The organism is Thermococcus piezophilus, assembly GCF_001647085.1.
Taxonomy (GTDB): domain Archaea; phylum Methanobacteriota_B; class Thermococci; order Thermococcales; family Thermococcaceae; genus Thermococcus; species Thermococcus piezophilus.
In genome coordinates this window covers 1,407,959-1,426,630 of record NZ_CP015520.1, presented here as the reverse complement: position 1 = coordinate 1,426,630, position 18,672 = coordinate 1,407,959, and the positions used below count along the sequence as shown (strand labels likewise).

General features: G+C 52.2%; 21 protein-coding genes, 2 tRNA genes and 1 pseudogene. 4 read left to right on the top strand and 20 right to left on the bottom strand.

Annotated features, from left to right (window positions below):
* The first annotated feature begins 20 nt into the window (after positions 1-20).
* Positions 21-828 (top strand): annotated as a pseudogene (locus A7C91_RS07800) (MBL fold metallo-hydrolase).
* 61 nt (positions 829-889) lie between these two features.
* Positions 890-1,966 carry an NOG1 family protein gene (locus A7C91_RS07795; RefSeq protein WP_068666383.1) on the top strand — a complete coding sequence of 359 codons (1,077 nt, stop codon included), beginning with the start codon at positions 890-892 and terminating at the stop codon, positions 1,964-1,966.
* Here A7C91_RS07795 and A7C91_RS07790 read toward each other — a convergent pair.
* Positions 1,963-2,889 (bottom strand): zinc ribbon domain-containing protein, encoded by a 927-nt coding sequence (locus A7C91_RS07790; RefSeq protein WP_068666381.1) that lies wholly within the window; start codon positions 2,887-2,889, stop codon positions 1,963-1,965. The two genes, A7C91_RS07795 and A7C91_RS07790, sit on opposite strands and share 4 nt — an antisense overlap.
* Positions 2,890-3,021: 132 nt before the next feature.
* Positions 3,022-3,414 carry a 30S ribosomal protein S8e gene (locus tag A7C91_RS07785; protein ID WP_068666379.1) on the bottom strand — a complete coding sequence of 131 codons (393 nt, stop codon included), beginning with the start codon at positions 3,412-3,414 and terminating at the stop codon, positions 3,022-3,024.
* A gap of 115 nt (positions 3,415-3,529) precedes the next feature.
* Here A7C91_RS07785 and A7C91_RS07780 point away from each other — a divergent pair, with 115 nt between their 5' ends.
* On the top strand, positions 3,530-4,423 hold the full coding sequence (locus tag A7C91_RS07780; RefSeq protein WP_068666377.1) for a hypothetical protein: 894 nt from the start codon (positions 3,530-3,532) through the stop codon (positions 4,421-4,423).
* A 14-nt stretch (positions 4,424-4,437) separates the two neighbouring features.
* On the opposite strand, the gene pyrG is transcribed toward A7C91_RS07780, so the two are convergent.
* From pyrG to A7C91_RS07755, 5 genes are all read right to left on the bottom strand, one after another.
* The gene (gene pyrG / locus A7C91_RS07775; protein ID WP_068666375.1) at positions 4,438-6,036 is read right to left on the bottom strand and encodes a glutamine hydrolyzing CTP synthase; all 1,599 of its coding nucleotides are present in this window, start codon (positions 6,034-6,036) and stop codon (positions 4,438-4,440) included.
* A gap of 194 nt (positions 6,037-6,230) precedes the next feature.
* Positions 6,231-6,611: a DUF555 domain-containing protein gene (locus A7C91_RS07770; RefSeq protein ID WP_068666373.1), complete on the bottom strand. Its 381-nt coding sequence runs from the start codon at positions 6,609-6,611 to the stop codon at positions 6,231-6,233.
* 12 nt (positions 6,612-6,623) lie between these two features.
* Positions 6,624-6,911: a DUF357 domain-containing protein gene (locus A7C91_RS07765; protein ID WP_068666371.1), complete on the bottom strand. Its 288-nt coding sequence runs from the start codon at positions 6,909-6,911 to the stop codon at positions 6,624-6,626.
* A 618-nt stretch (positions 6,912-7,529) separates the two neighbouring features.
* Positions 7,530-7,607: transfer RNA gene (locus tag A7C91_RS07760), tRNA-Val, on the bottom strand.
* Between the two features lie 10 nt (positions 7,608-7,617).
* Positions 7,618-7,694: transfer RNA gene (locus A7C91_RS07755), tRNA-Ala, on the bottom strand.
* Positions 7,695-7,810: 116 nt separating this feature from the next.
* Here A7C91_RS07755 and A7C91_RS07750 point away from each other — a divergent pair.
* Positions 7,811-8,959 (top strand): M20 metallopeptidase family protein, encoded by a 1,149-nt coding sequence (locus A7C91_RS07750; protein ID WP_068666369.1) that lies wholly within the window; start codon positions 7,811-7,813, stop codon positions 8,957-8,959.
* Between the two features lie 14 nt (positions 8,960-8,973).
* On the opposite strand, the gene A7C91_RS11885 is transcribed toward A7C91_RS07750, so the two are convergent.
* From A7C91_RS11885 to A7C91_RS07695, 13 genes are all read right to left on the bottom strand, one after another.
* Positions 8,974-9,291: a hypothetical protein gene (locus A7C91_RS11885; RefSeq protein WP_234394340.1), complete on the bottom strand. Its 318-nt coding sequence runs from the start codon at positions 9,289-9,291 to the stop codon at positions 8,974-8,976.
* Between the two features lie 210 nt (positions 9,292-9,501).
* Positions 9,502-9,888 carry a hypothetical protein gene (locus A7C91_RS11880; RefSeq protein WP_234394339.1) on the bottom strand — a complete coding sequence of 129 codons (387 nt, stop codon included), beginning with the start codon at positions 9,886-9,888 and terminating at the stop codon, positions 9,502-9,504.
* 10 nt (positions 9,889-9,898) lie between these two features.
* Complete coding sequence (locus A7C91_RS07740; RefSeq protein WP_068666365.1) at positions 9,899-10,609, bottom strand: phosphoglycolate phosphatase; 711 nt, start codon at positions 10,607-10,609, stop codon at positions 9,899-9,901.
* A gap of 64 nt (positions 10,610-10,673) precedes the next feature.
* A complete protein-coding gene (gene truD / locus A7C91_RS07735) occupies positions 10,674-11,924 on the bottom strand; it encodes a tRNA pseudouridine(13) synthase TruD (RefSeq protein WP_068666363.1) in 1,251 nt (416 codons plus the stop codon).
* A gap of 3 nt (positions 11,925-11,927) precedes the next feature.
* Positions 11,928-12,284, bottom strand: a complete 357-nt coding sequence (gene pth2 / locus A7C91_RS07730; protein ID WP_068666361.1) for a peptidyl-tRNA hydrolase Pth2 — start codon at positions 12,282-12,284, stop codon at positions 11,928-11,930.
* Between the two features lie 59 nt (positions 12,285-12,343).
* Positions 12,344-12,802 (bottom strand): hypothetical protein, encoded by a 459-nt coding sequence (locus A7C91_RS11875; protein WP_234394338.1) that lies wholly within the window; start codon positions 12,800-12,802, stop codon positions 12,344-12,346.
* Positions 12,803-12,828: 26 nt separating this feature from the next.
* Positions 12,829-14,334 (bottom strand): BatD family protein, encoded by a 1,506-nt coding sequence (locus A7C91_RS07725; protein WP_234394337.1) that lies wholly within the window; start codon positions 14,332-14,334, stop codon positions 12,829-12,831.
* 117 nt (positions 14,335-14,451) lie between these two features.
* On the bottom strand, positions 14,452-15,768 hold the full coding sequence (aspS, locus tag A7C91_RS07720) for an aspartate--tRNA(Asn) ligase (RefSeq protein WP_068666359.1): 1,317 nt from the start codon (positions 15,766-15,768) through the stop codon (positions 14,452-14,454).
* Positions 15,769-15,796: 28 nt separating this feature from the next.
* Positions 15,797-16,309, bottom strand: a complete 513-nt coding sequence (locus A7C91_RS07715) for a KH domain-containing protein (protein WP_068666357.1) — start codon at positions 16,307-16,309, stop codon at positions 15,797-15,799.
* Between the two features lie 102 nt (positions 16,310-16,411).
* A complete protein-coding gene (locus A7C91_RS07710; protein ID WP_068666355.1) occupies positions 16,412-17,032 on the bottom strand; it encodes an HD domain-containing protein in 621 nt (206 codons plus the stop codon).
* Positions 17,033-17,040: 8 nt separating this feature from the next.
* Complete coding sequence (locus A7C91_RS07705) at positions 17,041-17,847, bottom strand: glutamate cyclase domain-containing protein (RefSeq protein WP_068666353.1); 807 nt, start codon at positions 17,845-17,847, stop codon at positions 17,041-17,043.
* A 3-nt stretch (positions 17,848-17,850) separates the two neighbouring features.
* Entirely contained in the window at positions 17,851-18,030 is a 180-nt protein-coding gene (locus tag A7C91_RS07700; protein ID WP_068666351.1) for a hypothetical protein, read from the bottom strand.
* Positions 18,027-18,671, bottom strand: a complete 645-nt coding sequence (locus A7C91_RS07695; RefSeq protein WP_068666349.1) for a TIGR02253 family HAD-type hydrolase — start codon at positions 18,669-18,671, stop codon at positions 18,027-18,029. The genes A7C91_RS07700 and A7C91_RS07695 overlap by 4 nt, the downstream gene beginning before the upstream one ends.
* Between the last annotated feature and the right edge of the window lies 1 nt (position 18,672).

Below are 18,672 nucleotides of genomic sequence, written 5' to 3'. Positions count from 1 at the left end.
AAACTTTTCGAGGGAAGGTCATGAAGCTAAGGGTAATCCACGAGAACCACGCGGGATTCAAAAGGAACCTCTCGGGCGCACACGGCTTCTAGACTCTAGTTGAACACGGTGGAATTAAAGTCCTAGTTGATACTAGAACCGACGGAGAGGTGCTCCTCCGCAACATAGAGGCACTGGAAATAAGGCCGGAAGAGATTGACTACCTTTTTATCACCCACGGCCACTACAACCACACTGGCGAGCTTAAAGTGTTCTTTGAGGCTAGAGGGAAGCGGATAATGGTCATAGCTCACCCTGGAATATTCCTGAGGAGGATAGCACTGAATCCACACCGGAGGAAGACTAGGAATTCCATTCACTCGAGAGGAACTGGAAGAACCCGGGGCGGAGTTCATCCTCAGTGAGAAGCCATTTGAGTTCGCGCCAGGGTTTATGAGCTCCGGCGAAATCGAGAGAAGAACCTGGGACCGAGCAGTCGGTTATCTCGAAGAGAACGGTGAGCTCCTCAGAGATCCGGTCATAGACGACATCGCTCTAATCGTTGACCTCGGCGATTCCATAGCGGTTATCATCGGTTGCGGACACTCAAGCGTTCTCAACATAGCCTGGCACGCCGAAGACGTTTTGGGGAAGCCCGTTAAAGCGCTAATCGGAGGTCTGCATCTCAGCGGTGCAAGCAAAGAGCTCCTTAATGACGTGGTTGAGAAAATTGACGCCGAAAAGCTCTACGCGGGCCATTGCACGGGCATAGACTCCTACGCTTATCTTAAGACGAGACTTGGGGATAGAATAGAGCCCCTCTACGTGGGCAAAACGGTAGAACTCTAGCGAACCTTTAAATACCCAGCTGAAAAGCTAACCATCGCGAGAGAAAGGAGAGGTGAGAGAGATGAAGAACCCATTCGAGAAGATGCCAACCGTCCTTACCGCTGACGAGCTCATCGATAAGGCCTTCCGAAGGGCTGAAAAAGCCGCCTCGGCATTCACTCCCAAGGGCAACAGGGTGATCAAGGCAAGGCAGAGGGAGGAGCTCAGGGTTAGAACGGTCTCCAATGTCGTGAGGGACAACCTAAGAAAGATACTCGACAGAACGCCAGGCGTTTCGACGCTTCCGAAGTTCTACCAGGACCTGGTTGACATACTCGTCGACCGGGACCAGTTCCACCGCTCGCTGGCCCACGTCAACTGGGCAACAAAGACGATAAGGAACCTTGAGCAGAGATATGTTGAGAAGATACGATACTCCAGAGACCCCGACGAAATAGCCAAGCTGAGAAGGCAGTTCTACGGAAGAGTTGCAGACGTTATTAAGGAGATAGGAGACGACCTTAAGTACCTCAACCAGGCGAGGAACGTCCTCAAAGATTTGCCGGTCGTTGATCTGGAGCTTCCCACAGTGGTCATAGCGGGCCACCCAAACGTTGGCAAGAGCACCCTGCTGAGGACCTTGACCAACGCGAAGCCTGAAGTTGCCAGCTACCCGTTCACCACGAAGGGCATCAACGTAGGCCAGTTCGAGGAGCACTACCTCAAGTACCAGGTCATTGATACCCCGGGACTGCTCGACAGGCCGCTTAGCGAGAGGAACGAAATCGAGAGGCAGGCAATTCTCGCTTTGAAGCACCTTGGGAGAGTGATAGTCTATATCTTCGATCCGTCGGAGTACTGCGGCTTCCCCATTGAGGAGCAGATGCACCTCTTCGAGGAAATTTACGAAGAGTTCAGGGACTTCCCGTTCATAGTCGTCCTCAACAAGGTGGACATCGCCGACGAGGAGAAGATTAGAGTGGTCGAGGAGTTCGTTAAGAGTAAAGGCCTTGAGCCGCTGAGGATTTCGGCGCTGAACAGCGAGGGGCTGGAAGAATTAAAGCGGCGCGTCATAGAGCTGGTACAGCCAATGGTCGAGGAGCAGGCGCGGAAAATAATGGAGAAGGAGATAAGGAAGTTCAGGGAAGAAGAATTCTAGCTCTCTTCTCCCATCTTCTCAACCTTGACGCCGCAGTAGGGGCAGAACTCCAGATAGAGCTGTCTCATGGCACCACAGTTCTCGCACTTTTCCTTCAGCCTTGCCCCGCAGTTGGGGCAGTAGAGGTAGTCATCCTTAACCGAAAATCCACAGCGATAGCACCTGTTTTGTCCTGTCCTGCGTCTGTAAACCCTCTCAGGCTTGAGGTACTCTTTCCTCAGGTAGTAGAGCGCCGCAGCTGAAGCCCCTGCCCCGAACAGACTCAGCCCTATCATCTGGATCGTGCTCCATATCGCTGAGAGGATTAGGTAGATAAGCAGCAGCGAAGAGTAGGCTATCAGAGAAGTTGTGTAGATGTTCCTACGCTTTCTGAAGAGCAGGAACGAGACTATGAAAATCGGCAGAGCGAAGAGGAGCTTTAGCGCCAGAACTTTGAGCCTGTAAATCTGATACTCCCTATTGTACTCATCCCAGGTTTTTGCACTCAGCTCACCTATACGCGCGTTAAGCTCCACTAGCTGCTGGTGAACATCTTCATAAGCTCCTTTAGCTGCCAGATACCTCGCGTATGTCCTTTTGTAGTTCTCCTTTGCCTGAAGGTATTCCTGCTTCAGCTCCTCCGTGGCGTTGCCGCTCTCAATTGTCGGGCGGTACTCCTCACGCTTGAAGAGGTAAACCCTCTCCGCCTCAGTCAGGTTGTTCTCGGCCGCTTGATACGTTTTGAATAGCTCCCGTTCTAGGGAAATTAGCCTGCTCCGATTGTCGAGGAGCTCGTCTATTCCGTACTTGGTCTGGTAATCAGAATAGTCTGGCTCTGCAGGGATGCGTTCAAGCTCGCGAAGAAAGTTGATGCTCGCCAGAAGGAGAAACAAAACGAAAAGAGTCGCAAGTACTTTCTCGGCTCGGGAATATTCATCTTCCATAGGACACCATCATTGCAAATTGGTCGCCAAACTATATACAGGTTTGGAGCCCCATGAAACTTTGGCACAAAGACATCAGAACCGGGCATCTAAAGGAAAGCTAAAAGGACACATCCAAAGGAAGAAGAGAAATCAGGCGTTCCCCTCCGTGATGAGGACGGCGTTAACGACGCCGTGCTGGCCGGGCCTGCTGGTGACAATGGCCCTGCCGATCTCAGTCTCGATAATGGCACCCTTGGTGATGATGTTCCTCCTGACGTACTGCCTGTTGGCCGGGTTCTCGACGACGTTGAGTATCTTGACCTTCTTGCCCTTGCCGCCGTCGAAAACGTTCGCGTAGAGGGCCTCTATAAGACGAACCTTCCTGTTGCCACCGTAGGTCCTTATGATCTTCTTCTTTTCCTTCTTCTCGGCGACCCTGGTGAAAGCGGGCTCCCTACCGAGCTCCCTCTTCCTTTTCTTCCTCGCGAGGATAATCCTTCCGCCCGAAGGCTTCTTGAGTGACCTTCCCTGCCAGATAGCCATTTATCTCACCTCATGAGCTTAATCTTCAACCTATCGCCACTTTGGGCGGTGCATTTATAAGCTTTTCTGGAAGGGTTTTTAAATTCTTTACCCACTTACTCTTCCAGGTGGTGGTATGGGAGCGATAGATGCCTTCTCAAGGACATTCAGCATAGTACTCGCCAACAAAAAGCTTTACCTATTCGTCCTGATAATGACGCTCATCCTCGCGCCACTGTCAGTCTACGTTATTCCCCAAGATTTTGAATACACCTACAACCAGACATCAATCCAGAGGGGCGACGTGATAGTAGTGGAGTATGGAACACCAATAGCAGAAGACGAGGCAGAGGTTATGGTCAAGCTCCTCGCTGGCCTAGCGGTTTATTTCCTTGTGAGCGTCCTTCTCAGTTCGGCATTTCAATACGGAACAACAAAGGGAGTCCTCCAATACCTAAAGGGCGAAGACTACAGCTTAGAAGAACTTCTTAAGGACGGGTTCAAACACTTCCCCGGAGTGCTGGCAATCAACATAGTGTTCGGTCTGATCGTGGCTGTTTTCATCGTGATAGCCATCATCCCCATAGGCGTTGGCGCCCTGATAGGACTTCCAGTGGGTTGGATTTTGATTTTCCTGGGGGTGTTGCTGTTCTTCGCAGTCCTGGCCTTCTCGATAGGACTCACATCCCTACCAGTTCCCCTCTACGTAGAAAGAAAAAACCTAGGCGCAGCCTTCGAAGCTTTTGGCCTGGTCTTCAGAAACGTCTTCTCAACAATCGGATTCGGGGTACTGATGACCATCGCAGTGATGGGTATTGTCATCATAGCGAGCCCGCTGGCCTTCATAATCCAGCTCACAGTTCCAGAGAACATAACCCCCTACGTCTCGGCATTCGTGCAGGCCCCGCTGGATGCCCTCATGTACCTCTTCCTCTGGACTGGAGGGGTGGCCTTCTACAAGGAGCTCCAGAGAATGGAGGATATAAAAAAGGTGGACGCAGAGCTGGAAGACCTTGGTCTTGAGCTCTAATGTGTTCGCAGACTTCATTCAAACTTCTTCTCTTTTGCGGCTTTAACAAGCCCCCTGAAAACCGGCGCTGGGTTCATGGGCCTAGATTTGAACTCCGGATGGAACTGAGTGGCTATGAAGTAGCGCTTTTCTGGAAGCTCGAGTATCTCCATCCTCCTCCTATCGTCGCCAGCGATTCCACTGAAAACCATGCCAGCATCCTCAAAGCGCTCGATGTAGTCCGGGTTGACCTCCCAGCGGTGCCTGTGGCGCTCGTAGATGAGTTCCTTACCATAGAGTTCCCTTGCAAGGGTGTTCGGCTTTATCTTGACCGGATAAGTCCCAAGGCGCATGGTTCCGCCGAGCTTGTCGAGGCCCCTCTGCTCGGGCATCAAGTCGACAACAGGATAAGGCGTCTCTGGGTCTATCTCCGTCGAATGAGCTCCCTTAAGACCGAGAACATTCCTCGCAAATTCAACGACAGTCAGCTGGAAACCGAAACATATGCCAAGGAAGGGTATGTCTTTCTCCCTCGCGTACCTTATCGCCATCATCTTGCCCTCAGTTCCCCTCGCCCCAAAGCCGCCAGGGACGATTATTCCATCCACGCCTTCGAGGGGCTTAATCCCGTGCTTCTCAACGTCTTCTGCCTCTACCCAGCGGATCTTGACCTTGATGCCGTTGGCCACGCTGGAGTGCTTCAGAGCTTCCTTTATGCTGAGATACGAGTCGGAGAGCTTGACGTATTTGCCAACGATGGCTATCTCGACGGTGTCAGTGAGGGACTTATACCTCTCCACCATCTCGCGCCAAGCATCTAGCTCGGGCTCCCTCTCAGAAAGACCGAGCCTCTTGGTGATGTATCTCGCAAGGCCCTCCTTCTCGAGCATCAGCGGAACCTCGTAGGTGTCCTCGACGTCGTAGGCGCTTATAACTGCCTCCGGCGGAACGTTGGTGAAGAGGCTTATCTTCCTCCTCGCGTCCTCTTCCAGCGGATCCTCAGAGCGCGCAACGATGGTATCTGGCTGAATACCAAGGCTTCTCAGCTCTTTGACGCTGTGCTGGGTCGGCTTCGTCTTCTGCTCGCCCACGACCCTGAGCTTGGGAACGTAGGTGACGTGGACGAAGGCAACGTTCTCTCTTCCTTCTTCAAGCTGCATCTGCCTGGCTGCCTCAAGGAATGGCATGCTTTCTATGTCTCCAACGGTTCCACCGATTTCAACTACTACAACGTCGTAGTCCCGGGCAATGCGCCTTATGCGCTCCTTTATCTCGTTGGTGATATGAGGTATGACCTGAACCGTCGCGCCGAGGTATTCACCCTCTCTCTCCTTCTCGATGACGGCCGAGTAAACCTTGCCGGTGGTTATGTTGTGGTCAAAGGTCAGGCTGGTGTCGAGGAATCGCTCGTAGTTGCCGAGGTCGAGGTCAACTTCACCGCCATCGTCGAGGACAAAAACCTCTCCGTGCTGGTAGGGGTTCATGGTTCCAGCGTCGTAGTTGATGTAAGGGTCTATCTTGATGTTGGTGGTTCTAAATCCGCGCGCCTTCATGAGCATTCCAAGGGAGGCGCTGGTTATACCCTTCCCGAGACCGCTAACGACACCACCCGTGACAAATATGAACTTGGCCATGGCAAAACCTCCACAAGTTATGTCGTTGGTTGATTGACGAGTGCTTAAAAGCTTTGTTTAGAAAAGGATAAAAGGCCCCGAGACTAACTCATAAACCCCACCGAAAAAGCTTGAAAAACCCCTAGAAGCCTCTGATTTTGTAAAGAACAAATACCATCAAGAAGGCATGAGCAGGAAATAAAGGACGGATTGCATTATTCAGTGTATTCAACGCCGTTTTTTCCTTCCTCTTCAGTCAGCTCCCGTATCTCATAAACATTGAGCGGAACCTTCTTGAGGGCCTTGCCGATAACGGCCTTCGCTATCCTCTCAGCGTGCTCAATCGTCTGGGCGTTGTAGACCTTTATCGTGAGGTACATCCCGACGAGGCCAACGCTCCCAATCACAAAGGCGCTCTCGAAGTGCGCCCCACAGACTGGGCACTGAGAATAACCAATCTCAACCCTAACAAAATCGAGCTTCTCCTTGTTGAGGGCCTTGGCGACCTTTGATACCGCCACGTTTATCGCATCCTCGCTCGTCTCAACGTCCCTGACTATGATAGGTGCCTCCAAAACAACTACGTAGTCTCCCATTGCTCCCACCTCTCAACCAAAAGCAAACAGTCTGTCATTTTCCCCCTTGAAGACTCCAAGCCTCACCCCAGCGTCGATAAAGCCATGTGCGTAGTTGAGGGCGGCAAAAGCCGTCACGTAGTCGCCTTTCTCGTAGTAGTATTTAGCGTCCTCAAAATAGCTCTTCGCCATAGTCAAAAAGTCGTCCGCAACGCTCCTCAGGAGGCTCTTCTGGTGGACGGCTATTTCAAGCGTCCTAAGGGCCTCCTCGGTGATTCTAAAATACCTCCGGAGCTTTTCCTCGGTTATCTCTCGCTCCACCGGTCTCGCCTCACGGTTGGTAAGGGAGGAATCTTATAAACCTTATCCCATCAGCCTTGCCTTCGGCAAGCGCTGGCGGAAAGTTTTTACTGCTCATACAACATAAAATCAGAACAGCGTGCAACTCTAATACGGCACTCCTCAACGAGTTTATCAATATAAACGGCAAGTTGTAGGGTTTCATTTTTATTTTGACATCCTTCGGGCGCCGTATTGACTGCAATAGTCTTTGATTGTAGAAACTACTTCTAAGAATTAGCAATTCCAAAAGCGACATACTAACTTTGATGAAACTCTACGGGACTATCATCCCTCGCGTCGAGCTTTGCTCGACGTCGCGCAGGCGAACAAGCTTTTAGAAAAAGCTTGACCAAAGAGTGCCCTTCTTCACAATTGCCCGAGAACAGTCGTGCACTACCAAGGGCTTTTCTAACTAGAGTTTGTTCGAAGATGAGCGGGTAAAAAGGTTTCACATCTTATTTCAGCGCCCAAAGGGCGCTTTTTGAAAGTGAAACCCTGAAAAAGGAGCTAGTGAAACGCAAACTCTAACTAAAACTCGAAAACTTTTAGAGAAGCACACAATCTTCCGCCAGCGCTTTGCGAAGCAAAGGGTTGTTATGGTGGGCCCGCGGGGATTCGAACCCCGGACCTCCACCTTGTCAGGGTGGCGTCATAACCAGTCTAGACCACGGGCCCAACCCAAGGATGGTGGACCGGCCGGGATTTGAACCCGGGGCCTCCGCCTTGCCAAGGCGCGCTCGTACCAGGCTGAGCTACCGGCCCACTTCCCACCGACGCCGTAATCACCTACCAAGGTGGATTTATAAATTTTTTGGTCTTTTCAGATGAGCATCGAAAAGCTAATATGGGGGCTTGGCGGGATTAATGATGGTGATAGCATGAGCCCAGTTGAAGAAGCCCTCAAGATTAAGGAGGAGATAATCGCGTGGAGAAGAGACTTCCACATGTACCCAGAGCTCAAGTACGAGGAGAAGAGAACCTCCAAGATAGTTAAGGAGCACCTGCGCGAGTGGGGCTACAAGATAAAGCGCGTCGGCACTGGCATCATAGCAGACATAGGGGTGGGTGAAAGAACGATAGCCCTCCGCGCGGATATGGACGCTCTGCCGGTCCAGGAAGAGAACAACATTCCCTACAAGTCGAAGATTCCAGGCAAGATGCACGCTTGCGGACACGATGCACATACCGCCATGCTCCTCGGAGCGGCCAAGATAATAGCCGAGCACAGTGAAGAGCTCAATGGAAGGGTCAGGCTCATCTTCCAGCCGGCTGAGGAAGGCGGAAACGGAGCATTGAAGATGATCGAAGGCGGAGCTCTGGAGGGAGTAGATGCAATCTTCGGCTTCCATGTCTGGATGGACCTGCCGAGCGGAGTTATAGGAATACGCGATGGCCCATTCCTGGCTGGAGCTGGAATATTCAATGCCCTGATTAAGGGCAGGGGCGGTCACGGTGCCTCGCCTCACGAGACTATCGACCCAATTCCAATAGCTGCGGAAACCATACTGGCCCTCCAGACCATAGGGAGCAGGAACATTGACCCAATAGAGAGTGGCGTCATCAGCGTTACCTCCATCTGCGGCGGGACGGCATTCAACGTGATTCCCGAGGAGGTCAAGCTTAAAGGAACGATAAGGTTCTTCAAGCCAGGGGTGGGCGAGCTAATAGTGAGGAGAATGAAGGAGATATTTGAGGGTGTAACGAAGGCCCACGGCGCTTCATACGAGCTCGACATTGAGGAGCTAACGCCGCCGACGGTGAACGATAAGAGAATGGCAGACTTCGCGAGGAAAGTGGCAGATAAATACGGCCTTATGTGGGGCAAGGTCAAGCCGACGATGGGCGCAGAGGACTTCTCCTTCTATCTCCAGAAGGTTCCCGGGGTGTTTTTGGCCCTTGGCATAAGGAACGAGGAGAAGGGAATCGTCCATCCCCACCACCATCCCAAGTTCGACGTCGATGAAGAAGTTCTGCACCTCGGAACTGCAATGGAGGTCGCTCTGGCTTTTGAGTTCTTAAGGGAATGATCCATTTCCTTACCCTATTGGATATGCCTGCCGAGTATTATGTTTTCGCCAAGGACACTGGGCTTGAGTTCCCTCAAAAGGGTTTCGTCAACGACGGTGCGAACCTTTTTGAATCCGATCTCCTTTGCCCGTCCTGGGGTAAGGGGAAGGTCTTCCCGCTTGCCCCACAGGAACAGCGTGCCCCCATCGCCAGAGGGCAATTCCCTGAGCACGTAGTAGAACTCACCGAGCATTCCGCTCTCGAAATGTATAACGCCGTCCACACCGGCTATCCTGTCCCTGAAGGAAACGAACCAGTAGTGGCACGAGCTCTGGAATCTCCCCGCGACCATTTCGAGGGCCTTTACGTCGTCCCAGGAGAACTCGAATGTTTCAGGATCTTTTGGAGGTTCAGGAAACTTTGAAGTATCGAACTCGGCGATGCCGGCCCTATAGACGACCTCTGAAACGCCTATTTTCTTGTAGAATCCGACAGCGCTTGGATCGGGAGTTGCGGTGAAAAGTCTGCATCCCTCTCAGAGCAAGTTCCTCCAAGAACTCCACTATTGCCCGTCCAACTCCACGTCCCCGAATTCCCTGTGAACTTCGATAACATTGAGGTGTGCTATTTTGATAATCTCTCCATGCACGGGTTCTTCGCTTATCAGAAGTTCGGCCTCGCTAACGATCCTCCCATCTACTTCAGCCGCCACTGCAATCTGCCCCTCAAGAAGGAGATTGTTTATGTGAACCACACAGCTCTCGATGCTCACCCAGGGGCTGCCGGAGAGATAGCGCTCCCTTACGCTCAGCTCCTTATAGTGAGCCTCCTCAACCCTCCCGTCTTCTCGTTTAAGCCACCGCTCAATTCCGGATCGGTGGACACCAACTATTCCAGCCACGTCTTCAAGCGTCGCAATCCGCACGTTCAGGGTCGAGACCATAGCCATAAGCTCCCCTCTATTCCTTCGCGAGGTACCCGAACTTCCGGAGGATATGTACTATTCCCTCCGCCCCTCCCTCGCCGTAAGTCGCCCGCGTCACGTAGTCGGCTTCAGCTTTCAGTGTCTCCGGGGCCTGTCCAACAGCCACGCGGTAGCCAACAACGCGGAAGGCATCGAGGTCGTTCTCACCGTCGCCAACGTGAGCAACCTCTTTCGGGCTTATGCCGAGAATCTCGCAGGCCTTCTCTATGCCCGTCCCCTTGTTTATCCAGGGCTTTTTGATGTGTATGGCAAAGCCGGAGTCAACAGCTATCAAGTTGAGTCCCAGCTCTTCTATGAGCTCTCTAACTTTCTCGACGGGAATTGTGCGCATTACCACGAGACCCGCCTTTCTTTCAGGCATTGAGAAGCTGAGAACGGCCTCGGGATAGCGCCTTTTTATCTCGCTCCAGAGGATCCACTCCTCGTCCATCGTTGTGAGGTATATCCTCTTTCTCAAACGGCCGTCCTTTACTGAGAGGGCACCGCCATCCTCGGCCACGACTGGTCCAGTGGTTCCTATCATTATTGCCATCGCCTCAGCGAATGGTATAGAATTGCCCGTGACGAGCATGACAGGAACACCGAGGCTCTCAGCGAGCCTTATGGCCTTTAGAGCATCCTCGTGGAGCCGCCTGTCGGGATAGGTTATCGTGCCGTCTATGTCGAGAGATATAGCTTTAATCATTCTCTTCACCCTAAGGCCACTCAACGGCCACAGATAAAAGGGTTTCTTCCCATTCTCGTGGTGGCTAATGATCTTTCATTATCTCCCTCAGGACACTCGTGGCGTAAACCCCCTTGGGCAGGAAAAAGCGGAAGCACATTCCTACGCCTGAGACATAGCCGTAGGTTAGGCCGAGGGGCCTTATGAGAAGTTCTCTCCTGCCACCGGGCTCGGCCATGGGTTTTGGGAGCCTTTTGAAGTCGTCCAGTGTTATACCCTCGGCATCGAGCAGCTCTTCCTCAAGTCTTCCAGGAATACCCCTGGCGCGCCTCATGGCGAAGCCGAAGAGAGGGCCCGAGACCATCGCCTGACCCTTGTGGATTTTCTCATTGACGAACCCGATGTTAGTCTCAGTCACGCGGTAGGTTCTATCGCGGTAAGGTACTCCTCCCTTGACCTGGATGACGATATCACCCACAAGGGCCTCGTTAAGCGGCAGGCCCTCCTCGATGCGGCGCGAGATGTAGAGGTTGAAGAGGTAAGACTGATAGGCGTGGATGAAGATGCGCATTATGGGCAACGGAAGCGAGAGAAATGCCTTTCTCCAGCTGCCGGTCTCTCGGTACCTGTACAGCATCGCCCGCTCATAGCGGAGAAACTTTGGGAACTCCTCCAGAGCCCTGTTAACGTCCCCCGTTTCCCAGAAGGTTTTCCTCGCCTCGTCCCCCTCCATGTTTCCCCCATGGGCCCCCAGGAAAAGCCTCGCAGCGCCCCCAAAGTCGCCCTTCATGAGGAGCTTCCCAATCAGGTGGTTCGTAACGCGCCTCTCGCCGAAGCGCTGGTAGCCGAAGTAGTTGGGGAAACCGCCCTTAGACCGAAGCTCCCTCACTATCTCCTTCGTCCTCTCAAAGGCGCCCCCATCCACATCCCTGACGGTTATCTTGAAGCGGTTGCCGAGCAAATGGCCGAGCTTTAAAGGTTTTCCGTAGCCGATGAACTTTAACTCTACATCCCTGATTTGAACGGCCTCAACCTTTTCCTTGGCCTCCCCCGGCACGCTGATGTACTGGTAGGTTACCGCGTGCCTGTCCTTTGTCCCGGCGAAACCTATCTCCCTATGAGAAATCCCCGCGCGCTTGGCTATCTCCTTTATGGCTGCCATGGTATCCCAGTTTCGCTTCTTGAGGAGTAAGATAGCATGCTTTTTTCCCTCGAAGATGCTCGGCAGAGGCTCCTCCCTAACGATAAATTCCCCGGGCTCAACTTTAATTCTCCCGCCTATGCCGGGCTTTTCGCTCAAATACTTAAACTGGGAGAAGAACTCGCGGTAGTCCATCTCTCACACCAGCTTCAGACGTCCAGTAACCTTGTCCACGAGCTCCTCTGGGGCAGGGCCGACCGCGAGACATGTTATCGTTCCGGGCGCTATCTCGGTCAGGCCCGCGTCGCGTATGAGGGCCGTTGGAATACCGAGCTTCTCTGCGTGGGCCTTCAGCTCGAAGAGCTCCCTCTCGTTTTCTGCTTTAACAACGACTTTCTTTTGTCCCTCATGGAACCAGTTTTTGAACCACTCTGGCTTCTCTTTTTGCGCCTTTATCGCCGCGGTTACGGCTCCATGTGCCACCTGGACGGCCAACTTGCCTTTACTAATCTTCAAATCATTCCTTATGACCATGACCTGCTTGTACCTGAACATCTCCCCTCCCGTGAAGAGTGAAAAAGGGGGGTTTATAAATTTAAGGAGAGGAAAAAAGCTCAAAGCTCGACTATCTCGGAGCTTTTCTGCTCTTCTTCAGCTTTCTTGGGAAGTCCACCTGGGCGCCTGTGCTTCTTTCTCTCAAGCTTCTCCCTGAGCTTCTCGGATTCACTCCAGTACCTGTATGTCAGACCCGCGAAGACAGCAGTCAGGATTATGAAGACGATTCCAACGCCTTTCCATATGTTGGTTGTTGGGTTGTACCTCGCGGCGATGGCCTCTATCTTTTCGGCGACTGGAGCAGGATCGCTCATGTTGGCGAGGACCTGGTCGATGTACTTCGGAAGTTCCTCGGAGCTTGGATAAACTGAGACCTCCTTAACGATAACTTTCGGCGGGATGCTGTTTATAGTGACGAGGTTTCCGAACTCGGTTCTGTGCTCCCCGCCGAGCGGGTCTGCATAAAGGAGGACTACCTTTATGCTGGTGAGGTTCTCCTTGAGGACTTTGAGATCCACCTGAACCGTCTTGGTCTCTCCCGCCTTTATGGTTCCAACATTAACCTCAGTTGGGCCATCGACGCTGCTGGGCAGGCTGAGGACGAGCGTGGCATTCTGGATGAATTCATAGTCCGGGTTCCCATCGGTAGCTTTAAGGGTGAACTTGACGCTGACTGTGTCGCCAACGTTGCCGTGACGTAGTTGCCCCAGGTTCCGTTGTAGGCCATCCCATTAACCTCTATCTTGGGGATTCCATACACTTTAATGCCGGTGAGAACAGGGGAATAAATGGTTTTCTCCTCATTGGTTTCAATACTTGTGTCGTCGTAGAATGTCACAACAGCCTTTCCAATTTCAAACTCACCCACCTTTGTCGGCTTAAGGACGTAGATGAGGGCAGGCATGTTGGTGAAGGCCGGGAACGTCTTGAGGCTCCAGGTCTTCGTCATGCTGATCAGCTCGAAGTCGTTTGGTATTGGAGCCGCAACACTGACATCGTAAGCATCGCCCCTGCCGAGGTTCTCGACATTTATGACAACCACGAGCTCATCGCCAAGAAGCATCTCCTTGGGGCTCGCGTCTATTTTGACCAAGAGATTTGCAGGACGGAGTATAGGGATGACGTGGGCCCCAGCAGGACCGTAAACCCTGATGATGGCCCTCTTATACTCGGGCTCAACGCTCTGAACAGAAAGTTTGATGGGTGCGTTGGGGACGTTCTTGGGCTCATCGTCGTTAACCCTAAGGATTATTGATCCAAGGCTCTTGTCGTCCTTGAAGACCTCGACTTTGGCAACGTCCGGAATCGTTGAGACAAGCTTGACGTAGTAGGTAACATTGTCAACGGTTATCGGGAGCTTCTCGTTGACGTAAAGGAGGTCATTGTAAACGAGAACCGTCTCAACGGTTGTCGTTGGAGCGGTTTCTTCCTCGCCTTCCCTCACTATCTTGAAGTCGGTCGAGGCGACCTTGGGGACATAGATGTCAACTGTCGCCGGACCATCGCTTGTGGTGTTTAAGAGGTGAATGTAAACGTAATTGGAGTAGGAGTAAACATCACCAAGCTTATACCTAACGCTTCCACCAGAGCCCTCGGTTATCACGAGGGTCTGGGTCTCGCCGTACGGGAGAGTCACAAGGAAGGTAGCCTGTGTGTCCGAGGTCGAGGTGAGTTTAATGCTTATCTGTGGGAAGCCCTCGGGGAGGTTTATTGTGTCACCCACGTTGAGCTTCTGGCCAGAGAGTAACTTCTGGAGAGGGGACTGTATCTCGATGAGGGCGGTCTTGGTATCGGATCTGATCCAGGTCAGAGTAATGTTGAGGTACTGGTTGTCTGCCGCGGGATAAACAAACGACTCGCCTTGCCCCACAACGTAGAGCTTTGGACCATCCGGTCCGTTGACATGGAAGCTCAGCCTGCTCCAGTACATATCAACGTCGATGAACTGCACCTCAAAGGGGCCCAGAACTACCTTGTCTTTCAGTCCCAGGGAGACTCCTGTGATGCTCGCGTACTCGGGCACCGTCGCGGATTTTACTAAGTGCACCATTGGTGTCAGGGAGAGAAGCAGCAGAGTCAACAAGATTAAAGTGATAGCTTTTTTCATATTTCAAACCTCCAAAGAGTAGTCAACTAGTCACCAAAAGGAAAAGGTAGTATAAAGGCGTTACGGTGTGAGCCTTCTCCTGTCCCTCGGGAAGAGTATAACTTCCCTGATGTTATTCAGGTCAAGCATCTGCTTGATGAGCCTCTCGGCTCCAAGTCCGAAGCCTCCATGTGGTGGCATGCCGTAGCGGAAGGCCTTGAGGTAGAACTCGAAGCTCTCCGGGTTCAGTCCCTTCTCCCTTATCTGCTCGACGAGGACATCTACCCTGTGCTCCCTCTGGCCGCCCGAGGTTATCTCGACACCGCGGTATTCAAAGTCAAAGGCACGGCAGATCTCTGGCTTAGTATCATATTTCATTATGTAGAATGGCTTGGCCTCGCTTGGATAGCGGTAGAGGAAGTAGAGCGGCGCGTTCTCGTTCTCGAGCATGTACTTTCCGAGGAGCCTCTCACCTTCAGTGTCTATGTCCTCGCCCCAGGGAATTTCCTTGCCAAGATCCGCTAGGATTTCAAGGGCATCATCGTAGGTGACGCGCCTGAATGGAATCTTGACTTCCTCCAGCTCAAAGCCAAGGGTCTGGAGCTCCTTTTCGTTGTGCTCGCGGATGTAGTTGACGGTGTGAGCCACGAGCCTTTCGAGGAGCTCCATTACCTCCTCCTCGTTCTCGATGAATGCTATCTCGGCATCTATGCTCCAGGCCTCGTTGAGGTGCCTCGTTGTGTTGTGTTCCTCGGCTCTGAAAATCGGGGCAATTTCATAAACGCGGTCGAGGCCACTGGCCATCATTATCTGCTTGTAGAGCTGCGGGCTCTGGGCGAGGAAGGCGTCCTTCTCGAAGTACTTCATTGGGAAGAGCTCGGTGCCGCCCTCCGTTGCCGTGGCTATTATCTTTGGCGTGTGGATTTCTACAAAGCCCTCGCTGTGGAAGAAGTTCCTGACGGCATTGAAGAGGCTTGAGCGTATCTTGAATATCGCCATTACCTCCGGCCTTCTGACGTCCATAAAGCGGTTGTCAAGGCGAGTGTCCAGCTCTGCCTTGACTTTTCCCGTCGGGTCAAGTGGGAGCGGGCTCTGGGCCCTGCTCAGGACATCGAGCTTCTCGGGAAGGATTTCAAAGCCGAGTTTAGCCTTTGGCGTAAAGTTCACGATGCCTTCAACAGCTATTACGTCCTCACTGTTAAGCTTGGGTATGAGCCTGAATATCTCAGGGTCAACCTTCTTCTTGGGTGCGGTTATCTGGACTATACCTTCTCTGTCCCTTATCCAAAGGAACTTTATTCCACCGAGGTCCTTAACTTCCCAGACCCAGCCGGCAACTTTAACCCTCTGACCGTTTAACTCTTCGGTTATCTGACTCGAATAGTGCGTCCTGTACATCTCCACAACCTCCATAAGAAAAAAGAAGTCAGATGAAGTCCATTTTAACTTCCTCTCCAACTATCTGGGAGAGTATGCTCTCGAGCACCTCGGCCTTTTCTGGGAGCTTCTTTCTGTCCCTGCCGGGGACGAGGACCTTGTAGTAGGTTCCTCCTCCAGGCTTGTAGACGATATTAACACCGAAGACACTCGCTGGGTAGAGCAGGTCAGTGGCGAGCTTCTTGACGTCGTCGGTTCCCTTCACTTCAACGCTCTCGATGACCCTTATCCTCTTTCCGAGCTCTCTCATGAGGGCCTTGATGTTCTTGCCGCCCTTTCCAATGGTTATCGGTACGTCGCCCTCTCCGACCATAAGTATTATAAGGTCTCCAGCCTCGACGGCCCTCTTGAACTCCATATCAACGTCGCCAATAAGCTTGTAGAGGAGTCTCGCAACGGTAACGTCAAGCTCGGAGATAACCCCCCCTTGAAGTTTTTTCTCGTCAGCCGGGCACAGAATGTCGTCGGTCTTCAAACACACCTCACAGATTGGTGCCTTCATCTCCTCACCTCCCCTTACCTGAAGAATGACCTTGAAGGGCTAAACCTTAATTCCGAGGGTTGTTTAAAAACCTTATTATGGAAGAAAAGGCTAGAAGGGGGTTCAGATTTCTCCCTCTATCTCGCGCCTTATGCGCTCTATGAACTTCACGGTAAAGCGGTGCCGCTCTTCCGCCATATTTCTGGCGGTTTCGGTATACATGATGTCTTTCAGCTTGAGTATCTTCTCCTCAAAGTGTTCTAGTGATGCGTCTATATCCCTGCCGTGCTCGCCGGAATACATGAAGACCCTAGCAATGCCTATCGCACCCATTGCGTCGAGCTTGTCAGCATCACTCAGAATTTTAGCCTCCAAGGTTCTTGGTTTCGGATCGCGGGAGAAGCGGTGGGCTTCTATGGCATGGACAACGGCTTCAACCTTTTCCTCAGGATAGCCTAAGCTCCTCAGGTAGTGCCTCGCTATCCTCGCCCCCTCGGCAGCGTGATCCTCGACCTTTCCGGCGCTCTCGAGGGGCCTCGCAACGTCATGGAGGATGGCCGCCAGGGCCAGAATCTCTAAATCGGCACCTTCCTCTCTGCCTATGTGCATGCACAGGTTGAAAACGCGCTCTACGTGGCTGAAGCCATGCGTCCCTTCGCGTTCGAAGAAGTGCTCCGCAAACTCCCTCGTGCGTTCTATGAGCCTGGGGCTCTCTTCATCGGTTATGAACTTATCCAGCTTCATTCCACCACCTAAAGGGCCTCATTAACGATTGCCTTTAAAAGCCCAACGATTCTTTCATGAACCTCAGCGCTTATTCCATCAACGCTTTGAGAGCGGGTCTTTGAGACGCCATCTATGAGGCCTCCCTTAGCGAGCACTCCAATGATTTCGCGCTCGTTCCAGTTTTCCAAGAGATTCTTTCCTACCTCAAAGGAAGCCTGGGCCAGCAATCCGTAGGCGCCCCAGTTGGAGACGGCAGAAACTATAAGCTCGTCCGTCTCGACGGTGCTCACTATCCTTTCGCCATGAGAAACGTACTTTACAACCAATTCCCTGATTTTCCCCATACCTATCTCGTTGCCGCCGTCGCCTATGCCTATGGTCGGGATTCCCAGACTCCTAGCTTCAATGAATACTCCATCAAGTGGCTCTCTCTTTATCTCCATAGCGCTCATAGAATAGTATTTGCCATCAGCAGCTCTTCCTGAAGTTTCAACGCTGATTATAAGGGAGTAATCACTCGGCTCTGGAACTCTTGCGAAGGATACCCCGAATGGCTCAAGGACCATCTCGACTTCTGGATACGTTAAAATCTCAGCCTTTCCACCCAGCATCTCAACAGCCCTGTAAAGCGCCAGCGCTCCCGGCGGCCCATCAGTTTCAGCTAGCATCATGGGGGGAATCGGAAAGCCAGTAACGATGAGAACCCTCTCGATGTTATCTAAAAACAGCTTTGCAGAATTATGTAAAAAATTAAAGTTCTCCTTACGATATTCGAGGTAGACACTCAGGATGCCCCTGTCACCTATATCCGTATTTATTAGATGGGCTATCATCCCTCATTCCTCGACTTCGTAGACGACCACTCTAACCCTCTTACCCTTCAAGGCCTCCTTAAGCTTCCACCAGAGCTCCGTCGGTTCCTCTATCCTGTGCGTCAGCTCGTCGCCGTTCTCGAGCTGCACCTTCTTCTCGGCATACTTAACAAAAACACCTTCCGCGTTGAATATCTCCCTCATTTTTCACCACCCAGGACTTTTCTCAGCTCATAAAGGGTTCTTATCTCATAATCGGGCATATTGTATCCCCTATCCCCGTTGCGGTTTATCCACACTGCGGTCATGCCGATGTTTTTGGCACCGTAAACGTCCTGTGAGAGAGAATCCCCGACCATAACGGCCTCCTTGGGTTCGACACCAAGCTTTTCGAGGGCATGGAGAAAGATCTTGGGTTCAGGTTTTATTGTCCCAATGTCATCCCTGGTGACGACAACATCGAAGTACTCCAAAAGGCCGACGAGCTTAAGCTTAAGCCGCTGATAGGAAGGCCCACTCGTCACGACACCGAGCTTGTAGCCAGCCTCCCTCAGCCATTCGAGGGTAGGAACAGTGTCAGGATAAATCACGAGCTTGTGGAAATACCTCTCAAGAAGCTCTTCATATTTCAGACCAAGGTCAAAGAGCCTGAAGAAGAAGTTCCAGTCGTGCCAGTCGTATGTATCACGCCTACCGAGTACCTCCGCTAGGAAGCGCTCTCTCGCCTCGTCCTTGCTGATTCCCATCTTTTTGGAGAGTTTATCGTAGACCTGCGGGAGGAAGAGCATTACGAGGGGCTTCTCCGTCAGTATCGTCCCATCAATGTCGAACAGAACGGCCTCCATT